Origin of the sequence: Phreatobacter sp., from assembly GCF_051860605.1 — a bacterium.
In the GTDB taxonomy this organism is placed as follows: Bacteria; Pseudomonadota; Alphaproteobacteria; order Rhizobiales; family Phreatobacteraceae; genus Phreatobacter.
This window is the reverse complement of the sequence record NZ_JBHYDR010000008.1, coordinates 55,158-79,422: the sequence shown is the minus strand read 5'-3', so window position 1 is coordinate 79,422 and position 24,265 is coordinate 55,158. Positions and strand designations below refer to the sequence as shown.

The 24,265-nt window shown below is 68.5% G+C and carries 21 protein-coding genes; 7 read left to right on the top strand and 14 right to left on the bottom strand.

Features of this window, described 5'->3' with window-relative positions; genetic code table 11:
- Window positions 1-10: 10 nt before the first annotated feature.
- From lipA to uraH, 7 genes are all read right to left on the bottom strand, one after another.
- Window positions 11-970 carry a lipoyl synthase gene (gene lipA / locus ACTIFS_RS14850; protein ID WP_439574896.1) on the bottom strand — a complete coding sequence of 320 codons (960 nt, stop codon included), beginning with the start codon at window positions 968-970 and terminating at the stop codon, window positions 11-13.
- A 112-nt stretch (window positions 971-1,082) separates the two neighbouring features.
- Entirely contained in the window at window positions 1,083-2,363 is a 1,281-nt protein-coding gene (locus ACTIFS_RS14845) for an allantoate amidohydrolase (protein ID WP_439574895.1), read from the bottom strand.
- Window positions 2,360-3,547: a urate hydroxylase PuuD gene (locus ACTIFS_RS14840; protein WP_439574894.1), complete on the bottom strand. Its 1,188-nt coding sequence runs from the start codon at window positions 3,545-3,547 to the stop codon at window positions 2,360-2,362. The genes ACTIFS_RS14845 and ACTIFS_RS14840 overlap by 4 nt, the downstream gene beginning before the upstream one ends.
- A 20-nt stretch (window positions 3,548-3,567) precedes the next feature.
- A complete protein-coding gene (xdhC, locus tag ACTIFS_RS14835; RefSeq protein ID WP_439574893.1) occupies window positions 3,568-4,533 on the bottom strand; it encodes a xanthine dehydrogenase accessory protein XdhC in 966 nt (321 codons plus the stop codon).
- A 3-nt stretch (window positions 4,534-4,536) separates the two neighbouring features.
- Complete coding sequence (gene xdhB, locus ACTIFS_RS14830; protein ID WP_439574892.1) at window positions 4,537-6,858, bottom strand: xanthine dehydrogenase molybdopterin binding subunit; 2,322 nt, start codon at window positions 6,856-6,858, stop codon at window positions 4,537-4,539.
- Complete coding sequence (xdhA, locus tag ACTIFS_RS14825) at window positions 6,848-8,335, bottom strand: xanthine dehydrogenase small subunit (protein ID WP_439574891.1); 1,488 nt, start codon at window positions 8,333-8,335, stop codon at window positions 6,848-6,850. Before xdhA ends, xdhB begins: the two co-directional genes overlap by 11 nt.
- The gene (gene uraH, locus ACTIFS_RS14820; protein WP_439574890.1) at window positions 8,332-8,688 is read right to left on the bottom strand and encodes a hydroxyisourate hydrolase; all 357 of its coding nucleotides are present in this window, start codon (window positions 8,686-8,688) and stop codon (window positions 8,332-8,334) included. Before uraH ends, xdhA begins: the two co-directional genes overlap by 4 nt.
- A gap of 192 nt (window positions 8,689-8,880) precedes the next feature.
- On the opposite strand from uraH, the gene ACTIFS_RS14815 reads away from it, so the two are divergent.
- Window positions 8,881-10,587 (top strand): SulP family inorganic anion transporter, encoded by a 1,707-nt coding sequence (locus ACTIFS_RS14815; protein ID WP_439574889.1) that lies wholly within the window; start codon window positions 8,881-8,883, stop codon window positions 10,585-10,587.
- Window positions 10,588-10,591: 4 nt separating this feature from the next.
- Here the strand turns inward: ACTIFS_RS14815 and ACTIFS_RS14810 are convergent, their stop codons facing one another.
- Window positions 10,592-11,326 carry a CDP-alcohol phosphatidyltransferase family protein gene (locus ACTIFS_RS14810; protein WP_439574888.1) on the bottom strand — a complete coding sequence of 245 codons (735 nt, stop codon included), beginning with the start codon at window positions 11,324-11,326 and terminating at the stop codon, window positions 10,592-10,594.
- Window positions 11,327-11,459: 133 nt separating this feature from the next.
- Between ACTIFS_RS14810 and ACTIFS_RS14805 the strand changes: the two genes are divergently transcribed.
- Window positions 11,460-12,701, top strand: a complete 1,242-nt coding sequence (locus tag ACTIFS_RS14805) for a UbiH/UbiF family hydroxylase (RefSeq protein ID WP_439574887.1) — start codon at window positions 11,460-11,462, stop codon at window positions 12,699-12,701.
- Here ACTIFS_RS14805 and ACTIFS_RS14800 read toward each other — a convergent pair whose 3' ends face one another.
- From ACTIFS_RS14800 to ACTIFS_RS14775, 6 genes are all read right to left on the bottom strand, one after another.
- Entirely contained in the window at window positions 12,702-13,697 is a 996-nt protein-coding gene (locus ACTIFS_RS14800) for an AEC family transporter (RefSeq protein ID WP_439574886.1), read from the bottom strand.
- A gap of 85 nt (window positions 13,698-13,782) precedes the next feature.
- A complete protein-coding gene (locus tag ACTIFS_RS14795; RefSeq protein ID WP_439574885.1) occupies window positions 13,783-14,256 on the bottom strand; it encodes a DUF2269 family protein in 474 nt (157 codons plus the stop codon).
- Complete coding sequence (locus ACTIFS_RS14790; protein ID WP_439574884.1) at window positions 14,256-15,551, bottom strand: SDR family oxidoreductase; 1,296 nt, start codon at window positions 15,549-15,551, stop codon at window positions 14,256-14,258. The genes ACTIFS_RS14795 and ACTIFS_RS14790 overlap by 1 nt, the downstream gene beginning before the upstream one ends.
- Before the next feature lie 75 nt (window positions 15,552-15,626).
- Complete coding sequence (gene hspQ / locus ACTIFS_RS14785) at window positions 15,627-15,962, bottom strand: heat shock protein HspQ (RefSeq protein ID WP_439574883.1); 336 nt, start codon at window positions 15,960-15,962, stop codon at window positions 15,627-15,629.
- Window positions 15,963-16,052: 90 nt separating this feature from the next.
- The gene (locus ACTIFS_RS14780; RefSeq protein WP_439574882.1) at window positions 16,053-17,093 is read right to left on the bottom strand and encodes an HpcH/HpaI aldolase/citrate lyase family protein; all 1,041 of its coding nucleotides are present in this window, start codon (window positions 17,091-17,093) and stop codon (window positions 16,053-16,055) included.
- A gap of 160 nt (window positions 17,094-17,253) precedes the next feature.
- On the bottom strand, window positions 17,254-18,063 hold the full coding sequence (locus ACTIFS_RS14775; protein WP_439574881.1) for an invasion associated locus B family protein: 810 nt from the start codon (window positions 18,061-18,063) through the stop codon (window positions 17,254-17,256).
- 203 nt (window positions 18,064-18,266) lie between these two features.
- Here ACTIFS_RS14775 and ACTIFS_RS14770 point away from each other — a divergent pair, with 203 nt between their 5' ends.
- From ACTIFS_RS14770 to ACTIFS_RS14750, 5 genes are all read left to right on the top strand, one after another.
- A complete protein-coding gene (locus ACTIFS_RS14770) occupies window positions 18,267-20,096 on the top strand; it encodes an extracellular solute-binding protein (protein ID WP_439574880.1) in 1,830 nt (609 codons plus the stop codon).
- A 10-nt stretch (window positions 20,097-20,106) separates the two neighbouring features.
- A complete protein-coding gene (locus ACTIFS_RS14765) occupies window positions 20,107-21,753 on the top strand; it encodes an AMP-binding protein (RefSeq protein ID WP_439574879.1) in 1,647 nt (548 codons plus the stop codon).
- Between the two features lie 44 nt (window positions 21,754-21,797).
- Entirely contained in the window at window positions 21,798-22,484 is a 687-nt protein-coding gene (locus tag ACTIFS_RS14760; RefSeq protein WP_439574878.1) for a DsbA family oxidoreductase, read from the top strand.
- An 84-nt stretch (window positions 22,485-22,568) separates the two neighbouring features.
- Window positions 22,569-23,054 carry a cyclic pyranopterin monophosphate synthase MoaC gene (gene moaC, locus ACTIFS_RS14755; protein WP_439574877.1) on the top strand — a complete coding sequence of 162 codons (486 nt, stop codon included), beginning with the start codon at window positions 22,569-22,571 and terminating at the stop codon, window positions 23,052-23,054.
- A 3-nt stretch (window positions 23,055-23,057) separates the two neighbouring features.
- Window positions 23,058-24,260 (top strand): molybdopterin molybdotransferase MoeA, encoded by a 1,203-nt coding sequence (locus ACTIFS_RS14750; RefSeq protein ID WP_439574876.1) that lies wholly within the window; start codon window positions 23,058-23,060, stop codon window positions 24,258-24,260.
- The last annotated feature ends 5 nt before the right edge of the window (window positions 24,261-24,265 follow it).

Genomic DNA, 24,265 nt, shown 5'->3' with positions numbered 1-24,265 from the left:
TGTTCCAGCCTCAATGGCCGAGGCGCGCCAGACGAGCTGCCCGCAGCCTGGCGAAATCCTCCCCCGCATGGTGAGACGAGCGCGTCAGCGGGCTCGACGAGACCAGCAGGAAGCCCTTGGCCATGGCGATCGTTTCGAAGCCCTTGAACTCGTCGGGCGTAACGAATCGCACGACCTCGTGGTGCTTGCGGGTCGGCTGCAGATATTGGCCGATGGTCATGAAGTCGACATCGGCGGAGCGCAGGTCGTCCATCAGCTGGAGCACCTCGTTCCGCTCCTCGCCAAGGCCGACCATGATGCCCGACTTGGTGAAGATCGTGGCGTCCAGCTCCTTGACCCGCTGCAGCAGGCGGATCGAGTGGAAATAGCGCGCGCCGGGACGGACCTTGAGATATTTCGAGGGCACCGTTTCCAGGTTGTGGTTGAACACATCCGGACGGGCCGCGACCACGATCTCGAGCGCCCCGTCCTTGCGCAGGAAATCGGGGGTCAGGATCTCGATCGTCGTCTTCGGCGAGCGGGCGCGGATGGCGCGGATGACATCGGCAAAATGCTGCGCGCCCCCGTCGGCAAGGTCGTCGCGGTCGACCGAGGTGATGACGACGTGTTCCAGCCCGAGCTTCGCCACGGCGATGGCCGTGTGCTCCGGCTCGTTGCGATCGAGCGGACCCGGCAGGCCGGTCTTCACGTTGCAGAAGGAGCAGGCGCGCGTGCAGGTGTCGCCCATGATCATGAAGGTGGCGTGCTTCTTCTCCCAGCACTCGCCGATATTGGGGCAGCCCGCCTCCTCGCAGACGGTGACGAGCCCGTTCTCCTTCACGATCCGGTGCGTCTCCGCCCATTTGGGCGAACCCGGAGCCTTCACGCGGATCCATTCCGGCTTGCGCTGGATCGGCTTGTCCGGCCTGTGCGCCTTTTCGGGATGGCGCGGGCGGCTGTCACTGTTGAGCGTGTCGATGAGCGTGGCCATGGTGGCTCCGGCGGCCCGCACCGCGGGCAAGGTCAGGCCTCATTAGGCGCCCGCGGGGGGCTTTCGCAAGGCCTGGCATGGCGTCTGCGACGCCGATGCAGGGCGGGCGCAGTCAGCCGGCCGGCCGTCTGGCCGGATCGAACCCCTCGATGAAGCGGATCAGCGTCGCGACCGCCGCACCCATATCGGCGGACGTGGAGAACTCGGCCGGATTGTGACTGATCCCGCCCTTGCAGCGAACGAAGATCATGGCGAAATCGGTCAGCCGGGCCATGGACTGGCCGTCATGGCCAGCGCCCGAGACGAGCCGCGGGGCGTCGATCCCCAGCGCTGTCGCGGCCTGCACGAGCCCATCCTGCAGCCAGGGCGCACAGCCTGCCGTCGGGCAGTCGTGATAGGTCTCGAAGGCGACCGTGCAACCACGGGCAGCAGCGATGGCCTCGGCCCGCTTCTGGAACAGGACCAGCGCCTCCATGCGCGGCGCATCGGAGGATGCGCGCAGATCGAGCACGAACGCGACCCGGTCCGGAATGACGTTGATGGCCCCAGGATTGATCGTCATCTGCCCGACGGTCGCAACCATCGCCGCCTCATGCCGCGCCTTGGCGATGGCCTCCGCCGCAAGCGCCATCTCGGCAGCGGCCAGGAGCGCGTCCTGCCGGATCGGCATGGGCACCGTTCCGGCATGCCCGGCCATGCCGCCGACGGTCACGCGCGTTCGGTATTGCCCGGCAATGGAGGTCACGACCCCGATCGGCTGGTTCGCCCGTTCGAGCACCGGCCCCTGCTCGATATGGATCTCGACATAGGCCAGCGCCTCGTCCCTGGCCATGGCCGCGGTCCCCACCGCGCCGGGATCGAGGCCGTAGTCCTGCATGGCCTGGCGCAGGGTGATGCCGTCGCGGTCGGTCCCGTCCAGCCAGCGGGGTTCGAACGTGCCGGCAAGAGCCGCGGACGACGACAACACGGTCGGAAAGCGGCTGCCCTCCTCGTCACCGAAGGCCAGCACGTCGACGGCGAAGGGAAAGCGCCGGCCGGCGTCGCGAAAATGCTCGATGGCCAGGATGCCAGCGACCACGCCCAGCATGCCGTCATACTTGCCGGCATTGATGACCGTGTCGATATGCGAGCCGACCAGCAGGCGCGGGACGGCATTGGCGCCGGCGGTCTCCCCTTGCGCCGCATAGTGGCCGCGCACCGTTCCAAGCGCATCCTCGCTCGTCACCATCGTTGCCTCGGCCATCCACTGGGCGACGAGATGGGCGGCGCGCTTGTGCTCTGGCGTGAGGAACCGGCGCGTCAGCCGGTCGGGCTCCTCGGAGATCGCCGCCAGTTCCTCGATCATGGCCTCGGCGCGCCGGCCGAGGCGCTCGATGTCGAGGGTCCCGGTCATCGTGCGGCCAGGAAGGCGCCGAGCTCGGCCCTCTCCCCATCGGTCATTCCACTCTGGTTGCCGAGTGGCATCGCCCGCGACTGCACCGTCTGCTGCATGATCCCCGCCGAAAAGCGCCTGAGGTCCGACACGGTTTCCAGAATGACGCCTTTCGGCGGCTCGGTGAAGCTTTCGTTCGCCGGCCGCCGCGCATGGCAGGACAGACAGTGGCGGTTCGCGATGTCGAGCGCCCGTGCATCGGCCACGCGCCCGACCGATCCGACATCCACCGTTGGACGCTGGGCGGTGACGAAGATGGCGCAGACCAGCGCGAAAGCTGCCAGCGGCACAGCCCAGCCGTAGCGCTGCCACGGGTCGCCGGCATCGTGCCGGTTGATGCTGTGCTGGACCAGGGCGCCGATCACCAGAATGAAGGCCACGACCAGCCAGGCATGCGGGTGGGCGTAGAGCATCGGATAATGGTTCGAGACCATCATCAGGACGACCGGCAGGGTCAGGTAATTGTTGTGGGTCGAGCGCGTCTTGCCGATCTTGCCGAATTTCGGATCCGGTCTCCTGCCGGCAATGAGGTCGGCCACGACGATGCGCTGGTTCGGGATGATCACCATGAACACGTTGGCGGCCATGATCGTGCCGACCAGGACGCCGACGTGGATGAAAGCGCCGCGTCCGGAAAAGACCTGCGAAAAGGCCCAGGCTGCGGCGACCACCATCGCGAACACAATGCCGGCCAGCAGCGCCGGTCGCTCGGCGAGCGGCGAGCGGCACAGCCGGTCATAGGCGAGCCAGCCGCCGACAATGGAGGCGAGCGACAGCGCAATCGCCTGCCAGGGCCTGAGATCTGCAACGGCGGGATCGATCAGGAAGGACCGGGCATTCAGGTAGTACTGCGCGGCCAGCAGCACGAAGCCCGACATCCAGGTCAGATAGGCGGCCCAGCGGTGCCACATCAGGTCCGGCGGCAGGTTGTCGGGAGCAACCAGATATTTCTCGACCCGGTAAAAGCCGCCGCCATGCACCTCCCAGGCTGTGCCGTCGGGGCCGGAGGCGCCCTCCGCCCTGGGTTTCAGCGAATAATCCAGCGCCATGAAATAGAAGCTGGTGCCGATCCAGGTAATGCCCACCGTGACGTGGAACCAGCGCGAGAGCAGGTTGAGCCAGTCTGCAGCGAGGGCGAAGTCCATGGTCGGTCCTGTCGGTCGGCTCAGGCGCGGCGGGCCGTCGGGCGCTGAACGGTTGCGGTTGTCGCCCGATGACCGGCGAGGATCAAGCATTCGGCCGCCACGGAGGCCGCAATCACCGCAGGCTCCTTGCCGGCGAGGCCAGGGATCCCGATGGGGCAGCGCAAGGCGGCGATCCGGTCGTCGGGCAGGCCCGCTTCACGCAGGCGGCCGGCAAAGCGCGCACGTTTGGAGGCCGAGCCGATCAGGCCGACATCAAGGCCGCGCGGATCGGCCAGCGCAGCGGCAACGATCGCAAGATCGAGGGCATGGCTATGGGTCATGACCAGGACCTGCGTGGCTTCCGGGGCCGCATCGAGCAGCGCCTGCCAGTGGCCGGCCACGACCAATACGCTGGCCGGAATCGCCGGTGGAAAGGCCCCTTGCCGGCCGTCCCACCAGAGAACCCGGACGGGAAGCGGCGCCAGCGCCAGCACCAGGGCCCGGCCGACATGGCCTGAACCGAACAGCAGAAGGGTCGTGCGGGTGTCGCCCCACGCCTCCAGAAACACCGGTCCGCCAACCGCCAGATCATCTGCGGCACCGGTCAGCACCTTGCGCACGACGCGGCCGTCCCGCAGCTCGGCCATCGTCCGGAACGCTCCCAGGCGCTCCTGCGCCGCCAGCTGCCGGACCGTTGCCAGATCGGTCGCGATGAACCGCTCGGCCAGCAAGGTGACATGGCCGCCGCAACACTGGCCAAGATCGGGGCCGAGAGCCTGCCCGATCAGCCGGGCCGGCTCATTGCCGGACAGGAGCGCCTGCGCATGGGCCTGCGCCTGCCATTCCAGTGCGCCGCCGCCGATCGTGCCGTGAAAGGCGCCATCCGGGCGGACGATCATGCGCGCTCCGGCCTCGCGCGGCACCGAACCGCGGGTCGCGACCACCGAGACGAGCACGCAGGCGACGCCCGCCTCGATCATCGCCTCGATGCGCGGCCAGACCTCCATGGCTTAGTCCTCCGCGGACTGCTGCGCCTTGCAGGCGAACAGGATGGCCTCGGGCGTCGCCGGAGCGTCGAGCGCGACGGCCCGGCCGGGCCTGAGCGAATGGACCGCATCGGCCATGGCACAGAACACGGCATTGGCCAGCATGAGCGGCGGCTCGCCGACCGCCTTCGAGCGGTAGATCGTGTCTTCGCGGTTGGGATGATCGAAGAAGGCGACGCGGAAATCGGCCGGCACGTCGCGCGCGGTCGGGATCTTGTAGGTTGAGGGCGCATGCGTCCTCAGCCGCCCCTCGGCGTCGAAGACGAGCTCCTCATTGGTCAGCCAGCCCATGCCCTGCACGAACCCGCCCTCGATCTGGCCAAGATCGACCGCCGGATTCAACGAACGGCCGACATCATGCAGGATATCGACGCGATCGATCGTGGACTCGCCCGTCAGTGTGTCGATGGTGACTTCGGCGCAGGCCGCCCCGTAGGCGAAGTAGAAGAATGGCCGGCCGGTGCCGCTGGGCCTGTCCCAGGTGATCTTCGGCGTGGCGTAAAAGCCCGCGGCTGACAGGTGCGTGCGCGCGAGATAGGCCCGCTTGACCACGTCGGCAAAGCCTTCCGAGCGCTCGCCGGCGAAGACGCGGTCATCGCGGAACACCACGCTTGCCACCGGCACCTGCCAGTCGCGCGCGATGAACTCGGCGAGCCGGCCCTTCAGTTCGGCGGCGGCAATGCGCGCCGCCATGCCGTTCATGTCGGTGCCGGAGGACGCGGCAGTCGGCGAGGTGTTCGGCACCTTGCCGGTATGGGTGGCGGTGATGCGCACGCGCTCCAGGGCGATGCCGAACTCCTCGGCCACCACTTGCGCCACCTTGATGAACAGCCCCTGCCCCATCTCCGTGCCGCCGTGGTTCAGGTGGACCGAGCCGTCCTGATAGATGTGAACCAGAGCGCCGGCCTGGTTGAGGAAGGTGGTGGTGAAGGAGATGCCGAACTTGACCGGTGTCAGAGCCAGGCCCTTGCGCAGCACGACGGATCCGGCATTGAAGGCCGCCAGAGCTTGCCGGCGGTCGCGATAGGCCGATGAGCGCTCCAGTTCGCGCATGATCTCGCCGGCAATGTTGTCTTCGACAACCATGCCGTAGGGCGTCACGTTGCGGTCCGTGGTGCCGTAGAGATTGGCATAGCGGACGTCCAAGGGGTCGCGGCCTGTCGCCCAGGCGATCTGGTCCATCAGACGCTCGGCGAACAGCATGCCCTGCGGGCCGCCGAAGCCCCGGAACGCGGTGTTGGAGACAGTGTTGGTCTTCAGCCGGCGCGACCGGATCGCGACATGCGGATAGAAATAGGCATTGTCGGCATGGAACATGGTCCGGTCGTTGATCGACGAGGACAGGTCGTGGCTGTAGCCGCACCGCCCGGCCAGGTCGACCTCGACGGCCTGCACCTGCCCGTCCGGGTCGAATGCGGCCCGGTAGGTCGCCAGGAAATCGTGGCGCTTGCCGGTCATGACGAAGTCGTCGTCGCGGTCGAGACGGACCTTGCACGGCCTGCCGGTGACATGGGCGGCCAGCGCTGCCATGGCCGCCCAGCCGCTCGCCTGGCTCTCCTTGCCGCCGAACCCGCCGCCCATGCGGCGCACCTCGACCTCCACGGCCGCATCGGCGAGGCCGAGCACGCGCGCGACCACGTGCTGGACTTCCGTCGGGTGCTGGGTGGAGGAATGGATGGTGAAGCCGCCGGCCTCGGTCGGCACGGCGAGTGCCGCCTGCCCTTCGAGATAAAAATGCTCCTGGCCGCCGATGCGCAGGCTCCCCTCGATCCGCCGGTCGGCAGCCGCCAGCACGTTAGCCGGATCGCCCCGCCGGAACGCGTAGGGCGGCATCAGGTCGGCCTCCGCCGCAATCGCGTCGTCGACGCTGACCAGCGGCGTCGCAACCTCGACCGTGACCTGTGCCAGCCGGGAGGCCCGCCGGGCGGCATCGCGGGTGCGGGCCACCACCGCAAAGACCGGCTGGCCGTGGAACGCGACCCGGTCGGCGGCAAACAGCGGATCATCGCCGGCCACCGGGCTGACATCGTTGCGGCCGGGAATGTCGGCCACCGTCAGCACGGCAACGACACCGGGGTGGGCCCGCACCGCGGCCAGATCGACAGCCGTGATGACACCACACGCTGCCGGCGCGCCTCCCGGCACGACGTGCAGGGTGCCCTCCGGCTCAAGAATGTCGTCGATATAGGGAGCCGATCCGGTGACGTGGCGCTCGGCGGCATCGTGGGCGAGCGGCCGGTGGACATGCCGGCCGGCCTCCTTCAGAGGCGGTGGTTCATGCCGCATGGGTGCCCTCCCTCAGAGGAGCGATCCGCGTGGCCAGGCGGCTGCCTGTGGCGATCTCGGCCAGACCTTTTCGGATAAGGCCCACCGACGCCTCGAGCCGGTAGCGCGCCGAAGCGCGATGATCGCCGAGCGGGGTCAGGTCCTCCGACAGGCGTGCGGCGGCAATGGCATTGGCCTCCCCGTCGTCGATGGCAAGGCCGGCAAGCGCCGTCTCGACGGTCGCCACCCGTTTCGGGATGCCGGCCATCCCGCCGAAGGCAACGCGGGCCGACGCGATGCGCCTGCCGTCGAGCCTGATGGCCATGGCGCACAGAACGGCCGAAATATCCTGGTCGATGCGTTTCGACAGTTTGAAGACGCGCAGATGCGTGTCCGGCGGGGGTCTCGGCACGGTGACATGGGTCACGACTTCGCCCGGCGCCCGGTCCTGCCGCCCATAGGCCTGGAAGAAATCCTCCAGCGGCAGGTCGCGCACAGCCTCTCCGTGCCGGAGATGAAGGCGGGCGCCGAGCGCGATCAGAAGGGGCGGACTGTCCCCGATGGGCGAGCCGTTGGCGATGTTGCCGCCGATCGTGCCGGTGGCGCGCACCTGTGCCGAGCCGAGCCGTTTCGCCCAGATCGCGATATCCGGGTCCAGGACCGACAGCGCGCCTTCCGCTTCGGCATAGGTGACGGCGGCGCCGATGGTCAGGCCATGGGGCGCCAGATCCAGCTGCTTCAGTTCGGCAACACGGCCGGTGTGGATGATCTTCGGCAGGTCACGCAACTGCTTGGTGATCCACAGGCCGACATCGGTCGCCCCGCCCAGCAGCGTGGCATCGGGGTGCTGCGCCGCGAGCCGGCAGAGGCTGTCGAGGCTGGCCGGAGCCGCGAAGAAAGATGCCTCGTCGCCGACCAACAGGTCGGCACGGTCATCAAGCGCGGCAAGGCCGGCAATGGTCGCTGCCGACCCGGCGGCAAACCGGTCCGCGGCCGCCCCTGCGCAGGCCTCCAGCCCCGCGTCGACGATCGGCCGGTAGCCCGTGCAGCGGCAGAGGTTGCCGGCAAGGCGCGTCAGCACCGCATCGCGGTTGCCGTCCCGCGCCGCGCCATCCTGGTAGAGCGTGAACAGGCTCATCACGAAGCCGGGCGTGCAGAAGCCGCATTGCGATCCGTGGTGCTTCACCAGCGCCTGCTGCACCGGATGCAGTCCCCCTTCAGCCGAAAGGTCCTCCACGGTTACCAGTTCCGCGCCGTCGATCTGGCCCAGCAGCAGGATGCAGGCATTGACCGGCTCGTAGACGAGACGACCACCCTTCACGCGGCCGAGCGCCACGGTGCAGGCCCCGCAATCCCCCTCGCCGCAGCCCTCCTTGGTGCCTGTCAGGCGCCGGTCCAGCCGCAGCCAGTCGAGCACGGTCATCATGGGATCGAAACGGTCGATCTGGACCGTCTCGCCCCTGTGCCGGAAACGCAGAGATGAACGCAGCTCGGTCATGATCCCCGATAGGTCGTGTAGCCAAAGGGCGAGAGCAGGAGCGGCACATGATAGTGCTGGTCGGTCGCCGAAATGTTGAACCGCAGCTCGACCTGGTCGAGGAAGGGCGGATCGGTCAGGGTCAGGCCCGTTCCGCGGTGGTAGGCCGCGACATCATAGACCAGCACATAGGGACCCGGCCGGATAGTCTGCGGCGTCAGGATCGGTGCGGGGGCCCGCCCATCGGCATTTGTGACGCCTTCGGCGACGGGGGTGCGGGCTTCGCCATCAATCCGGTAGAGCCGATAACCGATGCCGGCCGCCGGCCGGCCGAGGGCGGTATCGAGAACGTGGGTGGTGACGTTTCCGGGCATGAGGTCCTCCGATGCCAAACGTGCCGCAACGCCTGTCGCTGGCAAAGTCTTTTTGTGCGGCGCGTCCTGACGCCCGAACAGGCTGACAGGAAACCTGCATGGCAGCCCGTCTCCGTAATTGTCCCGTGGCGCGCTGTGGTATCGCGCCGCTAGGGTCTTCAGGTTCCCCGGCGTCGAATCCTCCGAAGCACAATGACTGTCCTGACGTTCGCGCCGCCGTCGTTCCGCGACCTGTTCACTCCCAAGCTCGTGACGGTGTTGCGGGAAGGCTACGGGCCAAAGGACCTGAAGGCCGATGCCGTTGCCGGCCTGACGGTCGCCATCGTTGCGCTGCCGCTGTCCATGGCGATTGCCATCGCCTCGGGCGCCTCGCCCGACAAGGGGCTGATCGCCGCGATCGTCGGCGGCTTCCTGATCTCGGCCCTCGGCGGTTCACGCTTTCAGGTCGGCGGCCCGGCGGGAGCTTTCATCCCCCTCATCGCGACAACCATAGCGACCCATGGCTATGACGGCCTCGTCATCGCCACCTTCATGGCCGGGGCCATGCTCGTGGCGGTCGGGCTGCTGCAGCTTGGAACCTACATCAAATATATCCCCTACCCCGTCACGGTCGGGTTCACGGCCGGCATCGCGGTCATCATCTTCATCAGTCAGATCCGCGATCTCCTCGGTCTGAGGATCGAGGGACACGACCCTGCCGAGGTTCTGGAGAAGCTGCCGGTCCTCTGGGCTGCGCTGCCGACCGTCAATGCCGTGGCGCTAGGCGTCAGCCTTGTCGCCGTGGTCGGGATCGTGGTGCTCAGGCGATGGCGCCCGCGGCTTCCGGGGTTTCTGTTTGCAGTGGCGGGCGGCGCCCTCGCGGTTGCCATCTTCGCACTGCCTGTCGAGACCATCGGGTCGCGATTCGGAACCCTGCCCACCGGGATCAGCTTCCAGGGTCTGCCCGGCCTGTCCATCGCCCGCATGCGCGAACTGATCGTGCCGGCCATCGCCATCGCGATGCTGGGCGGGATCGAATCGCTGCTCTCGGCAGTGGTCGCCGACGGCATGACGGGCCGGCGCCACCGGTCGAATTGCGAACTCGTCGCCCAGGGCATCGCCAACATGGCCTCCGCCCTGCTCGGCGGCCTGCCCGTGACCGGCACCATCGCCCGTACGGCGACCAATGTCAGGGCCGGGGCGCGCAGCCCCGTTGCCGGAATCCTGCATGCGGTCTTCCTGCTGGTATTCCTGACCCTTGCCGGCAATCTGATGGGATTCGTGCCTCTGGCCGTCCTTGCCGCCGTGCTCGCCATCGTTGCGTGGAACATGGCGGAGAAGCGCGAGTTCATCGTGCTGCTCCGGGCATCGCGCGGCGATGCCATGGTGCTCATGTCGAGCTTCCTGCTGACCGTCTTTGTCGATCTGACGGTGGGCATCGGGGTCGGCATCGTGCTCGGCGCGCTCCTGTTCATGCACCGCATGGCCGAGGCGGTGGAGGTTCAGGGCGGCCGTCGGATGATAGAAGCCGACCTTGCCGATTCCCGAGACAGCGCGGTTGCCTACGATGCCTCCCGGGCGGCAGATCGGGAGGTCGCGGTCTACCGACTGAACGGCGCCTTCTTCTTCGGAGCGGCCGCCACGGTGGGAGCCGTGTTCGACCGGATCGGGGATCCGCCCCACGTGTTCATCCTCGACCTGACGGCCGTGCCGTTCCTCGACACGACCGGTGCCTATACGCTGGAATCCTTCATCCACAAGCTGGAGGGCAACGGCACGACCGTGATCGTATCGGGCGCCCGCGCCGAGGTCGCGCAGGTTCTCGCTCATTTCGGGCTGAAGGAACCGCGCGTGATCATGTCGCCAACGGTGGACAGCGCGTTGACGACGGCAGATGCCCGTCTCGGGCTCGGCGGCTGATCCGTCAGGTCATTGGTCGCGCACGGCCGAAGGCCAGGCCAATGGTGAGGAAATAGAGGCTCGCTGCGGCGAGCACAGCCAGGACCGCGGCTCCCGGCCGGAGATCGGCCGCCAAGGCCGCTCCGGCCGCTCCGCCCCACACGGCGAGCACGGCCAGCGTGACCAGCCGGAACCGCCTGACCCTGAACGGATGGACCATCACGAAGGGCGCAAATGTTGCCGCCACCAGCGTCATCACCACGGCCGCATTGAGGGCCTGACCGGCATCGAAGACGAAGATGAGGAAGGCCGCGACGTTCCACACGGCGGGAAAGCCGCGGAAGCCGCCTTCGCTGGTTTTCATCAGACCGTCGGCGAAATAGAAGGCCGAGGAGATCAGAATGGCGGCAACAAGCGGCCATGCCAGCGCCTGGGGCAGGAGGCCCGCCGCCATCAGGGCATAGGCGGGCACGATCACATAGGTCAGGAAATCGACGATGAGGTCGAGCACCTCGCCGGAAAACCGCGGCAGCACCTCGTCAACGCGCACCGCCCGCGCCATGGTGCCGTCGATGCCATCGACGACCAGTGCAATCCCGAGAAAGAGGAACATGGCCGTCCAGCGGCGTTCCGCGGCGGCCTGCAGGGCAAGAAGCCCGAGGACAGCCCCCGATGCTGTGAAGGCGTGAACACCGATTGCGGCCAGACGCCGGCCGCGCGGCGATTGTCCCGATCCGCCGTCCTGCGGCACCGTGCCCACTCCCGCTCCCCTCGCCCGCCATCCACATCGATCAAGAAGGCTAGCATAGTCCGGACAGTAGGCGGCGGCGCCATGTGGGGCGATCTTCCGCCCTGCGGCCAGTCATGTTAGGCGGGATCGGAGGTCCAAGATCATGGCGAGACATCCGGGATCCAGGCAGGACACCGGCCACGCGAGCAAGGCTGTCGTGGTCGGCGGCGGGCCGGCGGGGCTGTTCGCCGCGCTTGCACTGCATCGCGCGGGCGCGCGCGTGGAGGTGGTGGCTCCAGCGCATCGACCTGGGGGTGACCGGCGCACCAGCGCCCTGCTCGGCGGATCGGTGGATGCCCTGCGGGCGCTCGGCGTCTGGGAGCGCGTCTGTGACCGCGCGGCTGCCCTCGCCGTCATGCGACTTGTCGACGATACCGGGCGGCTGATCCGGGCACCGCTGTTCGAGGGACGGGCCACCGAACTCGGCCTCGAGGCTTTCGGCTACAACATCGCAAATGACGATCTGAATGGCGGTCTTTCCGAGGCAGTGGCCGCAGCCGGCATTCCGGTCCACACATCAGGCGCGGCCAAGGTGCTTGCCGGCGCGACGGGTGCCGAGGTCGTGCTGGCGGACGGAGACCGCCTCGTGGCCGCGCTGGTGGTGGGGGCGGACGGGCGCCGTTCGCTCGTGCGCGAGGCTGCCGGCATCAGCGTTGTCGAGGAGCGCTATCCGCAGGTGGCTGTGACGGCCAACCTCTCCCATACGCGCGCCCACGATCATGTCTCCACCGAGTTCCACACGCCCGACGGGCCGTTCACCCTCGTGCCGCTGCCGGGCCGCCGCTCGAGCCTGGTCTGGGTCGTCCGGCCGGCCGAGGCCGAGCGACTGATGGGCCTGGAGGAAGCAGCCTTCGCCCGCGCGGTCGAGAAGCAGTCGCAGGGGCTGCTCGGACGCATCACCGTCGAGACCGGACGGGGCGCCTTCCCTCTCGGCGTCATGACCCCGCGCCGCTTTGCCGGAGGTCGTATCGCGCTTGTCGGCGAAGCGGCCCATGTCGTCCCGCCGATCGGTGCGCAGGGGCTGAATCTCGGCCTGCGCGACGGGGCCGCTCTGGCCGACTGTATCGCCGATGCCCTGTCTGCCGGCAGCGATATCGGCGGCGAGGCGCTGGCCGAGGCCTATGACCGTTCGCGCCGTGCGGACATCGTCTCGAGGTCGGCAGTCATCCACATGCTGAACCGGTCGCTGCTGTCGGATTTCCTGCCGTTCAACGGCTTGCGCAGCCTCGGCCTGTGGGCGCTCGACCAGGTCGGGCCGCTGCGCCGGACCTTCATGCGCGAGGGACTGGAGCCCTCTCTCGCGCAGCCCCGTCTCATGCGCGGCGATCTGCCGACCGCCGCCTGATCAGGCTGGGAAGAGATTGATCGGCAGGAGGTTCTGCTTGACGAGATAGAGCACGGTGGTGAGCGTCACCACCGACACGACGGTCCCGAGCAGCACGGCGTTGGATGCCTCCTCGACCCAGGTCTCGTATTGCCGCGCGATGATGAAGACGTTGAGCGCCGGTGGCAGGCAGGCCATCAGCGCTGCCGTATAGACCCAGGTCGTCTCGAAGGTCCCGAGCACGGACAGGATCAGGATCACCAGCAGCGGGTGAACCACCAGCTTCAGTGTCAGGATCGGCGAGATGGCGGCGGCAACCTTCGCCAGCGCCGTGAAACTGCCCATCCTGAGCGCGACTGTGACGCCAAGCGTGAACAGGGCGACGGGCGCTGCCGCTGATTGCAGGAAACCCAGCAGGCGGTCGAGCATTTCCGGTGGTTCGAACTGCAGGAAGGCCGAGGCCACGCCGGCAAGCGTCGCCAGGATGAACGGGTGCGTGGCGATCTTGCGGATCACCTCCCAGATCACCGACAGGATCGAACGGCTCTCCGTTCCGGACAGTGCCATCAGCAGCGGCACGAGCGAGAAGAGCAGGATGTTGTCGAAGCAGAAGATCAGCGCGACCGGCACGGCGGCATCCGGCCCGATGGTCGAGAAGGCAAGGCCCGGGCCCATATAGCCGATATTGCCATAGGCCCCGCAGACCCCGGCGACAGTCGCGTGGCGCATGTTGCCGTCCGAGCGCCACATCACATAGGCAAAACCGCAGGCGAACACCGTATAGGTCGCCAGCGTCGTGCCGGCGATGAACGGCACGTTGTTCAGCTTTTCCAGCGGGGTTTTGGCGAGGATCCGGTAGAACAGAGCCGGCAGCGCCACATAGATCAGGAAGAAGTTCATCCAGGCGAGCCCGGATTCCGGGATCGCCGTGCCGCGCCAGGCCTTGAAGCGGGCCGTGGCAAAGCCGAGCGCGATCAGCCCGAAGAACGGCATCGCGAGATTGAGAACCTGGATCATGCCCCTGCCGGCCGCTGACGGTGACCCGCCGTAGTGGGCTGCGCGGCAGGCGTCAATTGCCGGGCTGACCGGCAAGGCGCGTCAATCAGCCCAGATGCGGCCGCGCCAGCATCAGCCAGAGGATCCCCATGACCGCCGCGAAGGCCGGAAAACCGCACAGGAACCAGATGCGAAACAGCCGGTCGTAGTCGGGTGGCAACGGGTCCCCGCGCGCCGCAGCCGCACGGGCGAGATTGCGCAGGCGCAACTGGATGAACACCACCGGCAGCCAGAACAGGCCGATGATCCCATAGAGCACGAGCGAGATGACGATCCACGGCGTGGTCAGCGGCCAGCCGATGAGATGGGCGAGCAGGACCCCGGTCAGCGGCTGAATGACGACGGCGCTTGCCGTGAACAGCATGTCCGCGACCACGACGGTGCCGGCGACATGGGCGATCAGGACCGGATCGCGGGTCAGATGGGCCCGCAGCATGAAGAAGGCGATGCCGGCACCTGTCCCCAAGAGAACGGTCGCGCCGATGACGTGGAGCCAGCGCAGGATATCGACCGCCAGCATCACCGGTCTCCCGCAATTGCCATGGCGACCAGCGCGAGGACCAGAGCAGGCAAGGTCTTGACCATCGGCCCGAGCGGGTCGAGCCAGAGATCCGGGGTGAGCACGGTGGCCGCCCCGAGATAGCCAAGCGTGACCAGGATCATGCCGATGGCAGCAGGAACCAGCGTCCGGCGAAAGGCCGCGGCGATCCCGACCGCGATGTCGGCTGCGGCGCCGGCCAGCACGAAGAAAACGGCCAGGTCGCGGCCCATGCCGCGGGTGGTCAGAACCGACGCCGCCTGATCGAGGCGGATCAGGCCAATCACTCCGGATGCCAGCCAGAACAAGACCAGCGTTGCGATCACAACCGGCTTCATCAGCCAGAGCCTTGCGAACCAGCGCTCCTGAACCGAAGCGGGCGTGGCGGCAAGCGTCGTGTCGAAGGATGCCAGCCCCCGCCCGGTCGCCTCGCGCCAGGCCCCCGGGTCGCCGGTGACGCCGGCCTCCATCTGCCTCAAGGCGGTCGAGCGGACCGGCGAACGCCAGCCGAGCAGGCCAAGTCCGTCACCGATCCGGAAGGCAAGCCTCGCCAGCCCGTCGGGGATGGCCAGAAGCCGTGCCGGTGGCAGGCCGAGCCAGCCACGCAACGAGACCAGGAGCGAGGCCAGCGTTCTCGGCTCGTCCTCCACAAGGTCGTAGCTGCGCCGCTGCGGCACCTGCCCCTCGATCGCCAGAACCACGGCGCGGGCGACTTCGTCGAGCGAAACGGTCTGGAAGCGCGTGGCGCCGAAGGCGACCGGCAGGACCAGCGGCACCGCGGCCGCAGCCCGGAGCAGACCGGTCGCGCCATAGGCCGGCGAACCGAAGACGAGGCCGGGCCGCAGGATCACCCAGTCGAGCGAACTCGTGGCCAGCGCGGCATCGGCCTCCACCTTGCTGGTCATGAACCGGGTGGACGCGCCGGGGTCTGCGCCGGCCGCAGAGACCTGCACGACACGAACTCCGCCCTGGGCCTGACAGGCCTCGAACAGCGCCCGCATGGCGTGGGTCTGCACGGCAGCCACGTCATCGTCCGGCCCATCCTGCAGGACGCCGGCGGCATTGACGACGGCATCCATGCCCTCGGTCAGCGCGGTCCAGTCCCGCGCCGCGGTCATTTCGCGCAGGTCGCGCTCGACCCATCGGGCCTGCGGCCACCGGCGGGCGGCCTGCGCGGTGCGGCGGCCGAGCCCCGTGACCTCATGACCAGCCGCGATCAGGGCGGCTGTGACCGCGGAGCCGATCAGGCCGTAGGCGCCGAGCACGAGGACCTTCATGGTCGTCTCCCTCCCGAGCCCGACGGCTCCTGACCCGGGCCGGGATGCGACCATGACCGGCGCGCAAGGCCAGCGTCAGTGCAGCCCCGATCGGCGGGTCCGATAGGCGCCACTGTCGTCGCGCTCGAAGAACTCATCCACCTGCGGATGTCGGATCGGCTCCTCGCTGGTGTCCGGAACGAGGTTCTGCTCCGAGACATAGGCGATGTACTCGGTCTCGGCGTTTTCGGCGAGCAGATGGTAGAAGGGCTGATCCTTGGACGGCCGGACCTCGACGGGAATGGACTCGTACCATTCGTCGGTGTTGGCGAAGGTCGGATCGACGTCGAAAACCACGCCCCGGAACGGATAGATCCGGTGCCTCACGACCTGTCCGATCTTGAACTTTGCGACACGCGGCTTGTCGATCACGGTCCCGAAGCGTCCCTTCCGATTGAGAAGTTGGGGGTTTTGCGCCCCACTCCCCCCCCTGTCAACCGGTCCGGGCGCGCCCGACATGCGTCACATCGCATATCGGCCGGCAAAGCCCGGGTCCTTGGCGGCGACCATGCGGGCCAGATCGACCATGACCTTGGCCTGCTTCCAGGTGGCGTCGTCCTGCATCTTGCCGTCGATCATGACGGCGCCCGTGCCGTCCGGCATGGCGGCCAGAATCCGGGCGGCGAAGGCCACTTCCGCGGGATCGGGCGAGAACACCGCCTTGGCGATGTCGATCTGGCTGGGGTGGAGGGTCCAGGCACCGGCGCAGCCCATCAGGAACGCATTGCGGAATTGGGTCTCGCAGGCCAGCGTGTCGGAGAAGTCGCCGAACGGACCGTAGAACGCCTTCAATCCATTGGCCGCGCAGGCATCCACCATCTTCGCCAGCGTGTAGTGCCAGAGATCCTGCTGATAGACCGCACGCGGGGCATCGCCTGCCGGGTCAGCCACCACCTTGTATTCAGGATGGCCGCCACCGACGCGCGTGGTCTTCATGGCGCGCGAGGCGGCAAGGTCGGCCGGGCCGAGGCTCATGCCGTGCATGCGGGGCGAGGCCGAGGCGATGTCGTCGACATTCTTCACGCCCTCGGCCGTTTCGAGGATGGCGTGGATGAGGATGGGCCTGGCAATGGCGTGGCGCGCCTCGAGCTGGGCCAGAAGCTGGTCGAGATAGTGGATGTCCCAGGGACCCTCGACTTTCGGCAGCATGACCACGTCGAGCTTGTTGCCGACGGCTGCGACGATCTCCATCAGGTCATCGAGCACCCAGGGCGAATTGAGCGCATTGACCCGGGTCCAGACCCCCGTCGCGCCGAAATCGGTGGCCTGAACCATCTCGATGAAGCCGCGCCGGGCCGCTTCCTTGGCATCCGAGGGGATCGCATCCTCGAGGTTGCCGAGCACGATATCGACGCTGCGGGCGAGGTCCGGCACCTTGGCGCGGACCTTTTCCAGATGCGGCGGCACGAAATGGATCATCCGCTCCAGACGGACCGGCAGATCGCGCATCGGCGCCGGTGCGCCAATCGCCAGCGGCTTGAAGACATTGCGCGGCAACTTCATGGGGTCCTCCCGGTTCCGCCGCCGGCTGGAGCACCGGATCGGCGCGGACAATTCGGCGGATCGGCCGATGCTGCACCGCATCCAAGCGGTTTGCATGCCAAATGAAAAGGGCGCGGGAGAGGTCCCGCGCCCTTGTCAGGCAAAATCGCGCTTGCGGCGATCAGCGCTGCGGCGGAGCCAGCGGCGTCAGGCCGGCCGGAGCGCCGGTGCCGGGCGGCAGGCCACCGGGGGCCGCGGCACCGCCCTGCTGCTGTTGCTGCTGCTGGAGCCGGCGCTGGGCTTCCTCGCCCCGGCGCTGCAGTTCCTGCTGAAGGCGACGCTGGCTTTCCTCATAGGCGCGCGGGTCGACCGGGGCGCCGTCATAGGACTGCGTGAAGCCCTGCAGCGACATGGCGAGCGAGATCGCCCGGTTGTTCATGTTGACCACCTGGATCTGCAGGTTGTTGGCCCGCTTCATCCGGGTGAGGAAATCCGGCTGCATCTCCATCTGGGCGAAGCAGGCATTCGGCAGGCACACCTCGTAGCGAAGAGCCTGCGGCTGGGGCTGACCGGCGCCGCCCTCGAGCACCACGCGGATGCCCGGCTGCAGCGACATGCCGACCGGCACGGCGATGATCAGCCGCGGCCGCTCGCCCTCAAGCTCGCGGATCTGGACGGAGGCCAGCATCTGGCCGTTCTCCGCGCGCGTCTCCTGCACCACCATGCACAGCTTCTTGGTCGTTGGCGGCTGGCGCTCGTCGACCGGCACGTCGTCGCACAGCTTGACCCAGGGGGTCTGAACGGCGGCAAGGTTCGGGTCGGGCGTGCCGGCTGCCGGGGCCGCTGGCGTCTGGGGCGCGGCAGGCTGCTGCTGGGCGGGCTGTGCCGGGCGCTGGGCGGGGCGCTGGGCCTGCGCCAGGGCCATGGCGGGCACCAGGGCAAGGGCGGCGCCGAGCCCGAATCGGACCGCGGTGGCGGCGGGGTTGAACATGGAACAGCCCTTTCGGTCCGGTTCCGGGAGCGCGCGTTCGCTGCGGTTCGGAACAATCAATCTGGGTGGGATGCGTCCTTTCGCCATGGAACGTGGCGACACTTGGGCGCTTCCGTGCGCCGCGGTTGATAGCCGCTCCCCCGCCCGTTGGAAAGCGGGAATCGCCTGACCGTGGTAGCCTGACCGGAACATCCGGACGAACCATGAGCCTGAACCGACGCCAAGCCCTGCTCGCCACAGCGGGTCTCGTCACCGTTGCCGACCTTGCCCGTGGCGGCCGTGTTGCCGCGGCCGTGCCGCGTGCGCCGGTCCTGCGTGGCATTGCCATGCACGGCGAAGCGGGAAGCGATCCGGACGCCATCCACCGCCGCTATGCGCGCGAGGACGCGCCGAAAGGCGGGCGGCTGGTTCAGGGCGTTCTCGGCGCATTCGACACGCTCAATCCCTTCGTCGTGCGCGGCCTTGCCGTGCCCGGTGCGCGACAGTTCCTGCACGAGACGCTCCTGCAGCGCAGCTACGACGAGCCCTTCTCGCTCTATCCGCAGATCGCGGCCGGCCTCGAAGTGCCGGAGGATCGCGACTGGATCATCTTCCACATCGACGCTCGAGCGCGTTTTTCCGACGGGCAGCCGGTGACGGCCCGCGACGTCCTGTTTTCCTGGGAGCTTCTGCGCGATCACGGCCGGCCCAACCACCGCAGTTACTACCGCAAGGTCGTGCGGGCCGAAGCGCTCGACGGCAGAACGGTCCGGTTCGACCTTGCCGGTGCGCAGGACCGCGAAATGCCGCTGATTCTCGGCCTCATGCCGATCCTGCCGGCCCATGCCATCGACACGGCCCGCTTCGAGGAGACGACGCTCACTCCGATCACCGGATCGGGTCCCTACCGGGTCGGCGAGGTGAAGCCGGGGGAGAGCCTGACGCTGGTCCGCGACCCGGACTGGTGGGGCGCCGGCCTGCCGGTCCACCGCGGGCTCTACAATGTCGACGAGATCCGGTTCGACTTCTACCGGGACGCCAATACCCTGTTCGAGGCTTTCCGGCGGGGGCTGGTGGATTTCCGCGTCGAGACAGATCCGGCGCAATGGGCCAATGGCTACGACTTTCCCGCCGCGCGGGAGGGCCGCATCCGTCGCGATACGCTGAAACCCGGCGTGCCGAAGGGGATCCGCGCCTATGCGATGAACACGCGGCGGGCCGTGTTTTCCGACGTGCGCGTGCGCGAGGCCATCGGTCTGCTGTTCGATTTCGAATGGACGAACCGCAATCTCTACGCTGGCGGGTTCGAACGAACGGCCTCGATCTTTGAAGGCTCGGAGCTGTCGGCCATCGGCCGGCCGGCAGGAGACAGCGAGACCGCACTTCTTACGCGAGCGGGGGCGCGCGTCAGGTCCGATATTCTCGACGGCAGTTGGCGCGTGCCGGTCTCCGATGGAACCGGCACCGACCGCAGGCGTCTGCGGGAGGCCATCGACCTGTTCCGGCAGGCCGGGTGGGACCTGTCCGCCGGCCTGCTCGTCAACCGCGAGACCCGTTCGCCCTTCACCTTCGAAATCCTGGTCGCGACGCGCGAGCAGGAGCGCCTGGCCCTGACGTTCCAGCGCATGCTTCGCCGCGTCGGCATTCAGGCCTCGGTCCGCAACGTCGATGCCGTCCAGTATGACAGGCGGGTGCGCGACTACGATTTCGACATGATCGACTATCGCTGGTGGACCATCTCGCTGTCACCCGGCAACGAGCAGGCCTTCTACTGGGGCCGGGAGGCGGGCCGTACACCCGGCAGCCGCAATGTGCCCGGCATCGATGATCCGGCCGTCGATGCCATCGTGGCCGCGCTTGTCGAGGCCCGCACGCGCGGCGAACTGGTCGATGCCTGCCGCGCCCTCGACCGGGTGCTGGTCTCCGGCTTCTACTGGGTGCCTCTGTTCCATCAGCCGGCACAGTGGATCGCCCGCTGGAGCCATGTCGGCGTTCCTGCCGAATCATCCGTTTTCGGCTATCTGACGGAGACGTGGTGGCGGCAGCAGCCTTGAGGAGCGGCGTGTGATTCTGGGCGGGGGGAAAGCGGGTGCCCGTTCGGGCCAGGCGACGGCGACGCTCGACGGCCTGCTGCGCCGCGCGGCTGCCTCTCGTCCCGACGCCCCTGCCCTCGCGGATGCGGCCAATCGCGACGCCCTTATCGGCGGCGCGCCGCGGACGCTGACCTGGGCCGAACTCGACAGGCTGGTGGATCGCCTCGCGGGCCGGCTGCGCGAACTCGGCCTGCAGCCCGACACGGTGGTCGCCACCCAGTTCCCGCTTTGCACCGAGGCCGTGGCGTCGATGCTCGCGATCGCCCGCGCGGGCCTGATCGCGGCGCCGCTTCCGCTCGGCTGGGGCCGGCGCGAGGTCGTGGCCCATCTCAAGACGGTCGGTGCGCGGGCGATCCTGACCTGTGGCCGCGCCGGACCGCTCGATTGCGCCGACATGATGCGCTTCGCGGCGGCCGAGGTCTTTTCCATCCGCTTCGTGCTGTCGCTGGGTGGCCCTTCGCTTGACGGGGTCGTGCCGCTGGACGATGTGCTCGCCGACACCGGCGGCGTGGAGCCTGTGGAGACCGTTCGCGCTGGCGAGCCTGCCCATCACGTGGTGCTGGTCACCGCGGAGGCGACGCCCCAGGGGCACGTCTCAGCCGCACGCAGCCATGCGGAACTGGCGGCTGGCGGCCTCGCCGGTTTCATGACGCTGGTTCCGGACGACGGTGCGGTCATCGCTGCGACGCTCGCCCCCGACAGCTTCGCCGGCATGGCCCTGCAGGTCGTACCCTGGCTGATGGCCGGTTGCCGCCTGATCGTTCATCCGCCTTTCGCACCGCGCGTCTTCGCAGACCTCCTCGCCGCCGATGGCGTCACTCATGTGGTGATTCCGGCCGGGCTCGCCGCCTGCCTTGCCGCGGCCGATGCCCCTCGTGTGCGGCACGCCCTCCTGGTCGCGCGACGGTCGTCGGAAATTGCCGCGGCTCAGGACCTGCGCCCGGCCGGCATGGTCATCGACACGCTGTTTGCAGCCGGCGAGGCCGGCATCGTCCGCACCCTGATGGCCGATGGGACCCCCGCGATCCGGGCGGGGGCCGATTCCTTCGCGACCAGCGCGGGCCAGTCGCCGGTGCTGGTCGAAACGCGCGCCGGGACTGACGGCATGCTGGAGCTTGCCGGAGCGATGGTCCCGCGGGCCGCCTTTCCACCGGGCGCCGAGCGTGGGACGACACCCGGCTGGACGGTCGATGCGGCCGGATTCAGGGCCTTCAGCCAGAGCGCCGCGCCCATCAAGGGCGCTGGGGCGCTCGCCATTGGCGAGAGAGCCCAGGGCATCGTGGCCGTCGGCGGTCGCGGATTCTCGGAGGCTGACATCCGCGCGGCCTATGCGGAGGCGGGCGGCGAGATCGCCCCGGTCATCCGGCCGGATCCCGTGCTCGGGCAAAGGGTGTCGGGTGTGATCGGCGACGGCCGGGCCGTCATGGGGCTGGCCGGACGGCTTGAGGCGACCGGGCTGACCATGCTCGCGGTGCCGGGGGGCAACCGTCGCGCGGGACCGATTCCGTTCGAGGACACACGGGTGAAGGAACCGGCGGCAGCCCGCGATGCGCTGGCCGACACGCAGGCTGCGCTGGAGCAACTCCTGCAGGTGGCGCGCTCGGCCGCCGGGCGCTAGGCTGAGAGGTCCCCTGCGGGGGCTTCAGGCCCGAAGGAGGCTCCATGGTTGCAACATCCCCGACGCCGTCCCCCGCCCTCATGATCGACGTGGTCTCGGATGTGGTTTGCCCCTGGTGCTTCGTCGGCAAGCGGCGGCTTGAGAAGGCGATCGCGCTGGTCCCCGACATTCCGGTGGAGGTGCACTGGCGTCCCTACCAGCTGGCTCCCGAGATCCCGCAGGGCGGCCTGCCCCGGAAGGACTACATGCTCGGCAAGTTCGGCAGCCAGGCGCGGATCGACGAGATTCACGCACGCCTGACCGGCGTTGGAGCCGAGGAAGGCATTGCGTTCGCCTTCAGCGAGATCGCCGTCGCTCCGAACACGATGGACGCGCACAGGATGATCCTCTGGGCCCGCTCGACCGGCACGCAGGATGAGCTGGTCGAGGCCCTGTTCCGCGCGTTCTTCATCGAGGGACGCAACCTCGCCGATCGCGACACGCTGATCGCCATCGGCTCGGCGAACGGACTGGACGCGGCGCTGCTGGCCGAGCTTTTCGGAACCGAAGCCGATATCGACCGCACGCAGCGCGACATCGCCTCCGCCCAGCGGATCGGCATCACGGGCGTTCCGTTCTTCATCGTTGCCGGGCGCTATGGCATTGCCGGGGCCGAGGCGCCGGAGACGATTGCGCAGGCGATCCGCGAGGCGGCGAGCGAGCCCCTGCAGGAAGCGGCTCCGGTGGGCTGACGCGGGCGTTGCGCCCGTCAGGCAATGCCGCTAAGCCCGCGGCAAGGTTGCGGATCACCGCTTCGGCCCGATGGCAGGACAGGCATGGCTCAGGGACAGGTGCTGACCCATCTCGATGCAAGCGGCCAGGCCAATATGGTCGATGTCTCGGCCAAGGCCGCCACCGAGCGCGTCGCCGTGGCCGAAGGCTGCGTGGTGATGATGCCAGCGACGCTGGCGCTGGTCCTTGCCGGAGAGGCGAAGAAGGGCGACGTGCTGGGCACCGCCCGCCTGGCCGGCATCATGGCCGCCAAGCGCACCCATGAACTCATTCCACTATGCCACCCGCTGCTGATTTCGCGGGTCGCCGTCGATATCGTTGCCGATGACGCGCTGCCGGGCGTCCGCGTCACCGCCAGCGTCAAGGTCACGGGGCCGACCGGGGTCGAGATGGAGGCCCTGACGGCGGTTTCGGTGGCCTGCCTGACCGTCTATGACATGGTCAAGGCCGTGGATCGGGGCATGCGCATCGAGGGTATCCGCCTGCTGGAGAAGTCTGGCGGGGTATCCGGCGATTTCCGGGCCGGCTGAACCATGAGCGGCCTGACACCTGTCGCAGACGCGCTTGCCATGATGCTGGATGGCGTCCAGCCGCTCGGGCAGGAGATGGTCGCGCTGGCCGAGGCCGACGGGCGGGTGCTGGCGGATGATCTGGTCGCCACCCGCTCCCAGCCGCCGGCCGCCGTCTCGTCCATGGACGGCTATGCCGTGCGCGCGGCCGACCTGCCGGGAACGCTTGCCGTTGCGGGGGAATCAGCTGCCGGCCGGCCGGCCCTGACGACACTCGCGGCTGGAACCGCCATGCGCATCTTTACCGGTGGCGAGGTGCCGGACGGCGCCGATGCCGTGGTGATGCAGGAAGAGGCTGTTCGTCAGGGCGACACTGTCACCATGAACGGCCGCGTCCATGTCGGCCAGTTCGTGCGGCCGAAAGGGCTCGACTTTACCGAAGGCGTGACCGGCCTCGCCGCTGGCAGCCGGCTCGATCCGCGCGGCATCGCGCTTGCAGCCGCCATGAACCATGCCACCCTGCCCGTGCGCCGGCATCCGCGCGTCGCCATCCTGTCCACCGGAGACGAACTGGTTCGTCCGGGCCAAGCGCCGGGGCCGGGCCAGATCGTCTCCTCCAATGCCTTTGCGATCGCCGCGCTGGTCAGGCGCGAAGGCGGAATTCCGGAGGATTTCGGCATCGTCGCAGACCGGCTCGACGACACGCTCGCGGCGGTGAAGCGGGCCCGCGACGAAGGCTTCGACGTGTTGGTGACGTCCGGCGGGGCGTCCGTCGGCGAATATGACCTGATGCGCGACGTGATTGAGCGCATGGGCACGCGCCCGGGCTTCTGGAAGATCGCCATGCGGCCGGGCAAGCCGCTGATGATGGCCGATCTCGGCGGAACCCGGCTGATCGGCCTGCCGGGCAATCCGGTCGCATCGTTCGTGTGCTCGCTGCTGTTCCTCGGGCCGCTGCTGCGCCGGTTTTCGGGCCTTGTCGACGTGATGACGCCGACCGAACCGGCCGTGCTCGGCCGCGACCTGCCGGCCAACGATCTGAGGGCCGACTACCTGCGCTCTCGGCTGACGGAGAGCGAAGGGCGTCTGGTGGCTACGCCCTCGTCGGTGCAGGATTCCTCCATGATCCGCGTGCTGGCCGAGGCCGATGCGCTGGTGCTGCGTGCTCCCTACGCCGAAGCGGCGCGCGCCGGCGATCCCTGCCGCATCATCCGCCTGCCGCGCTGACGCGC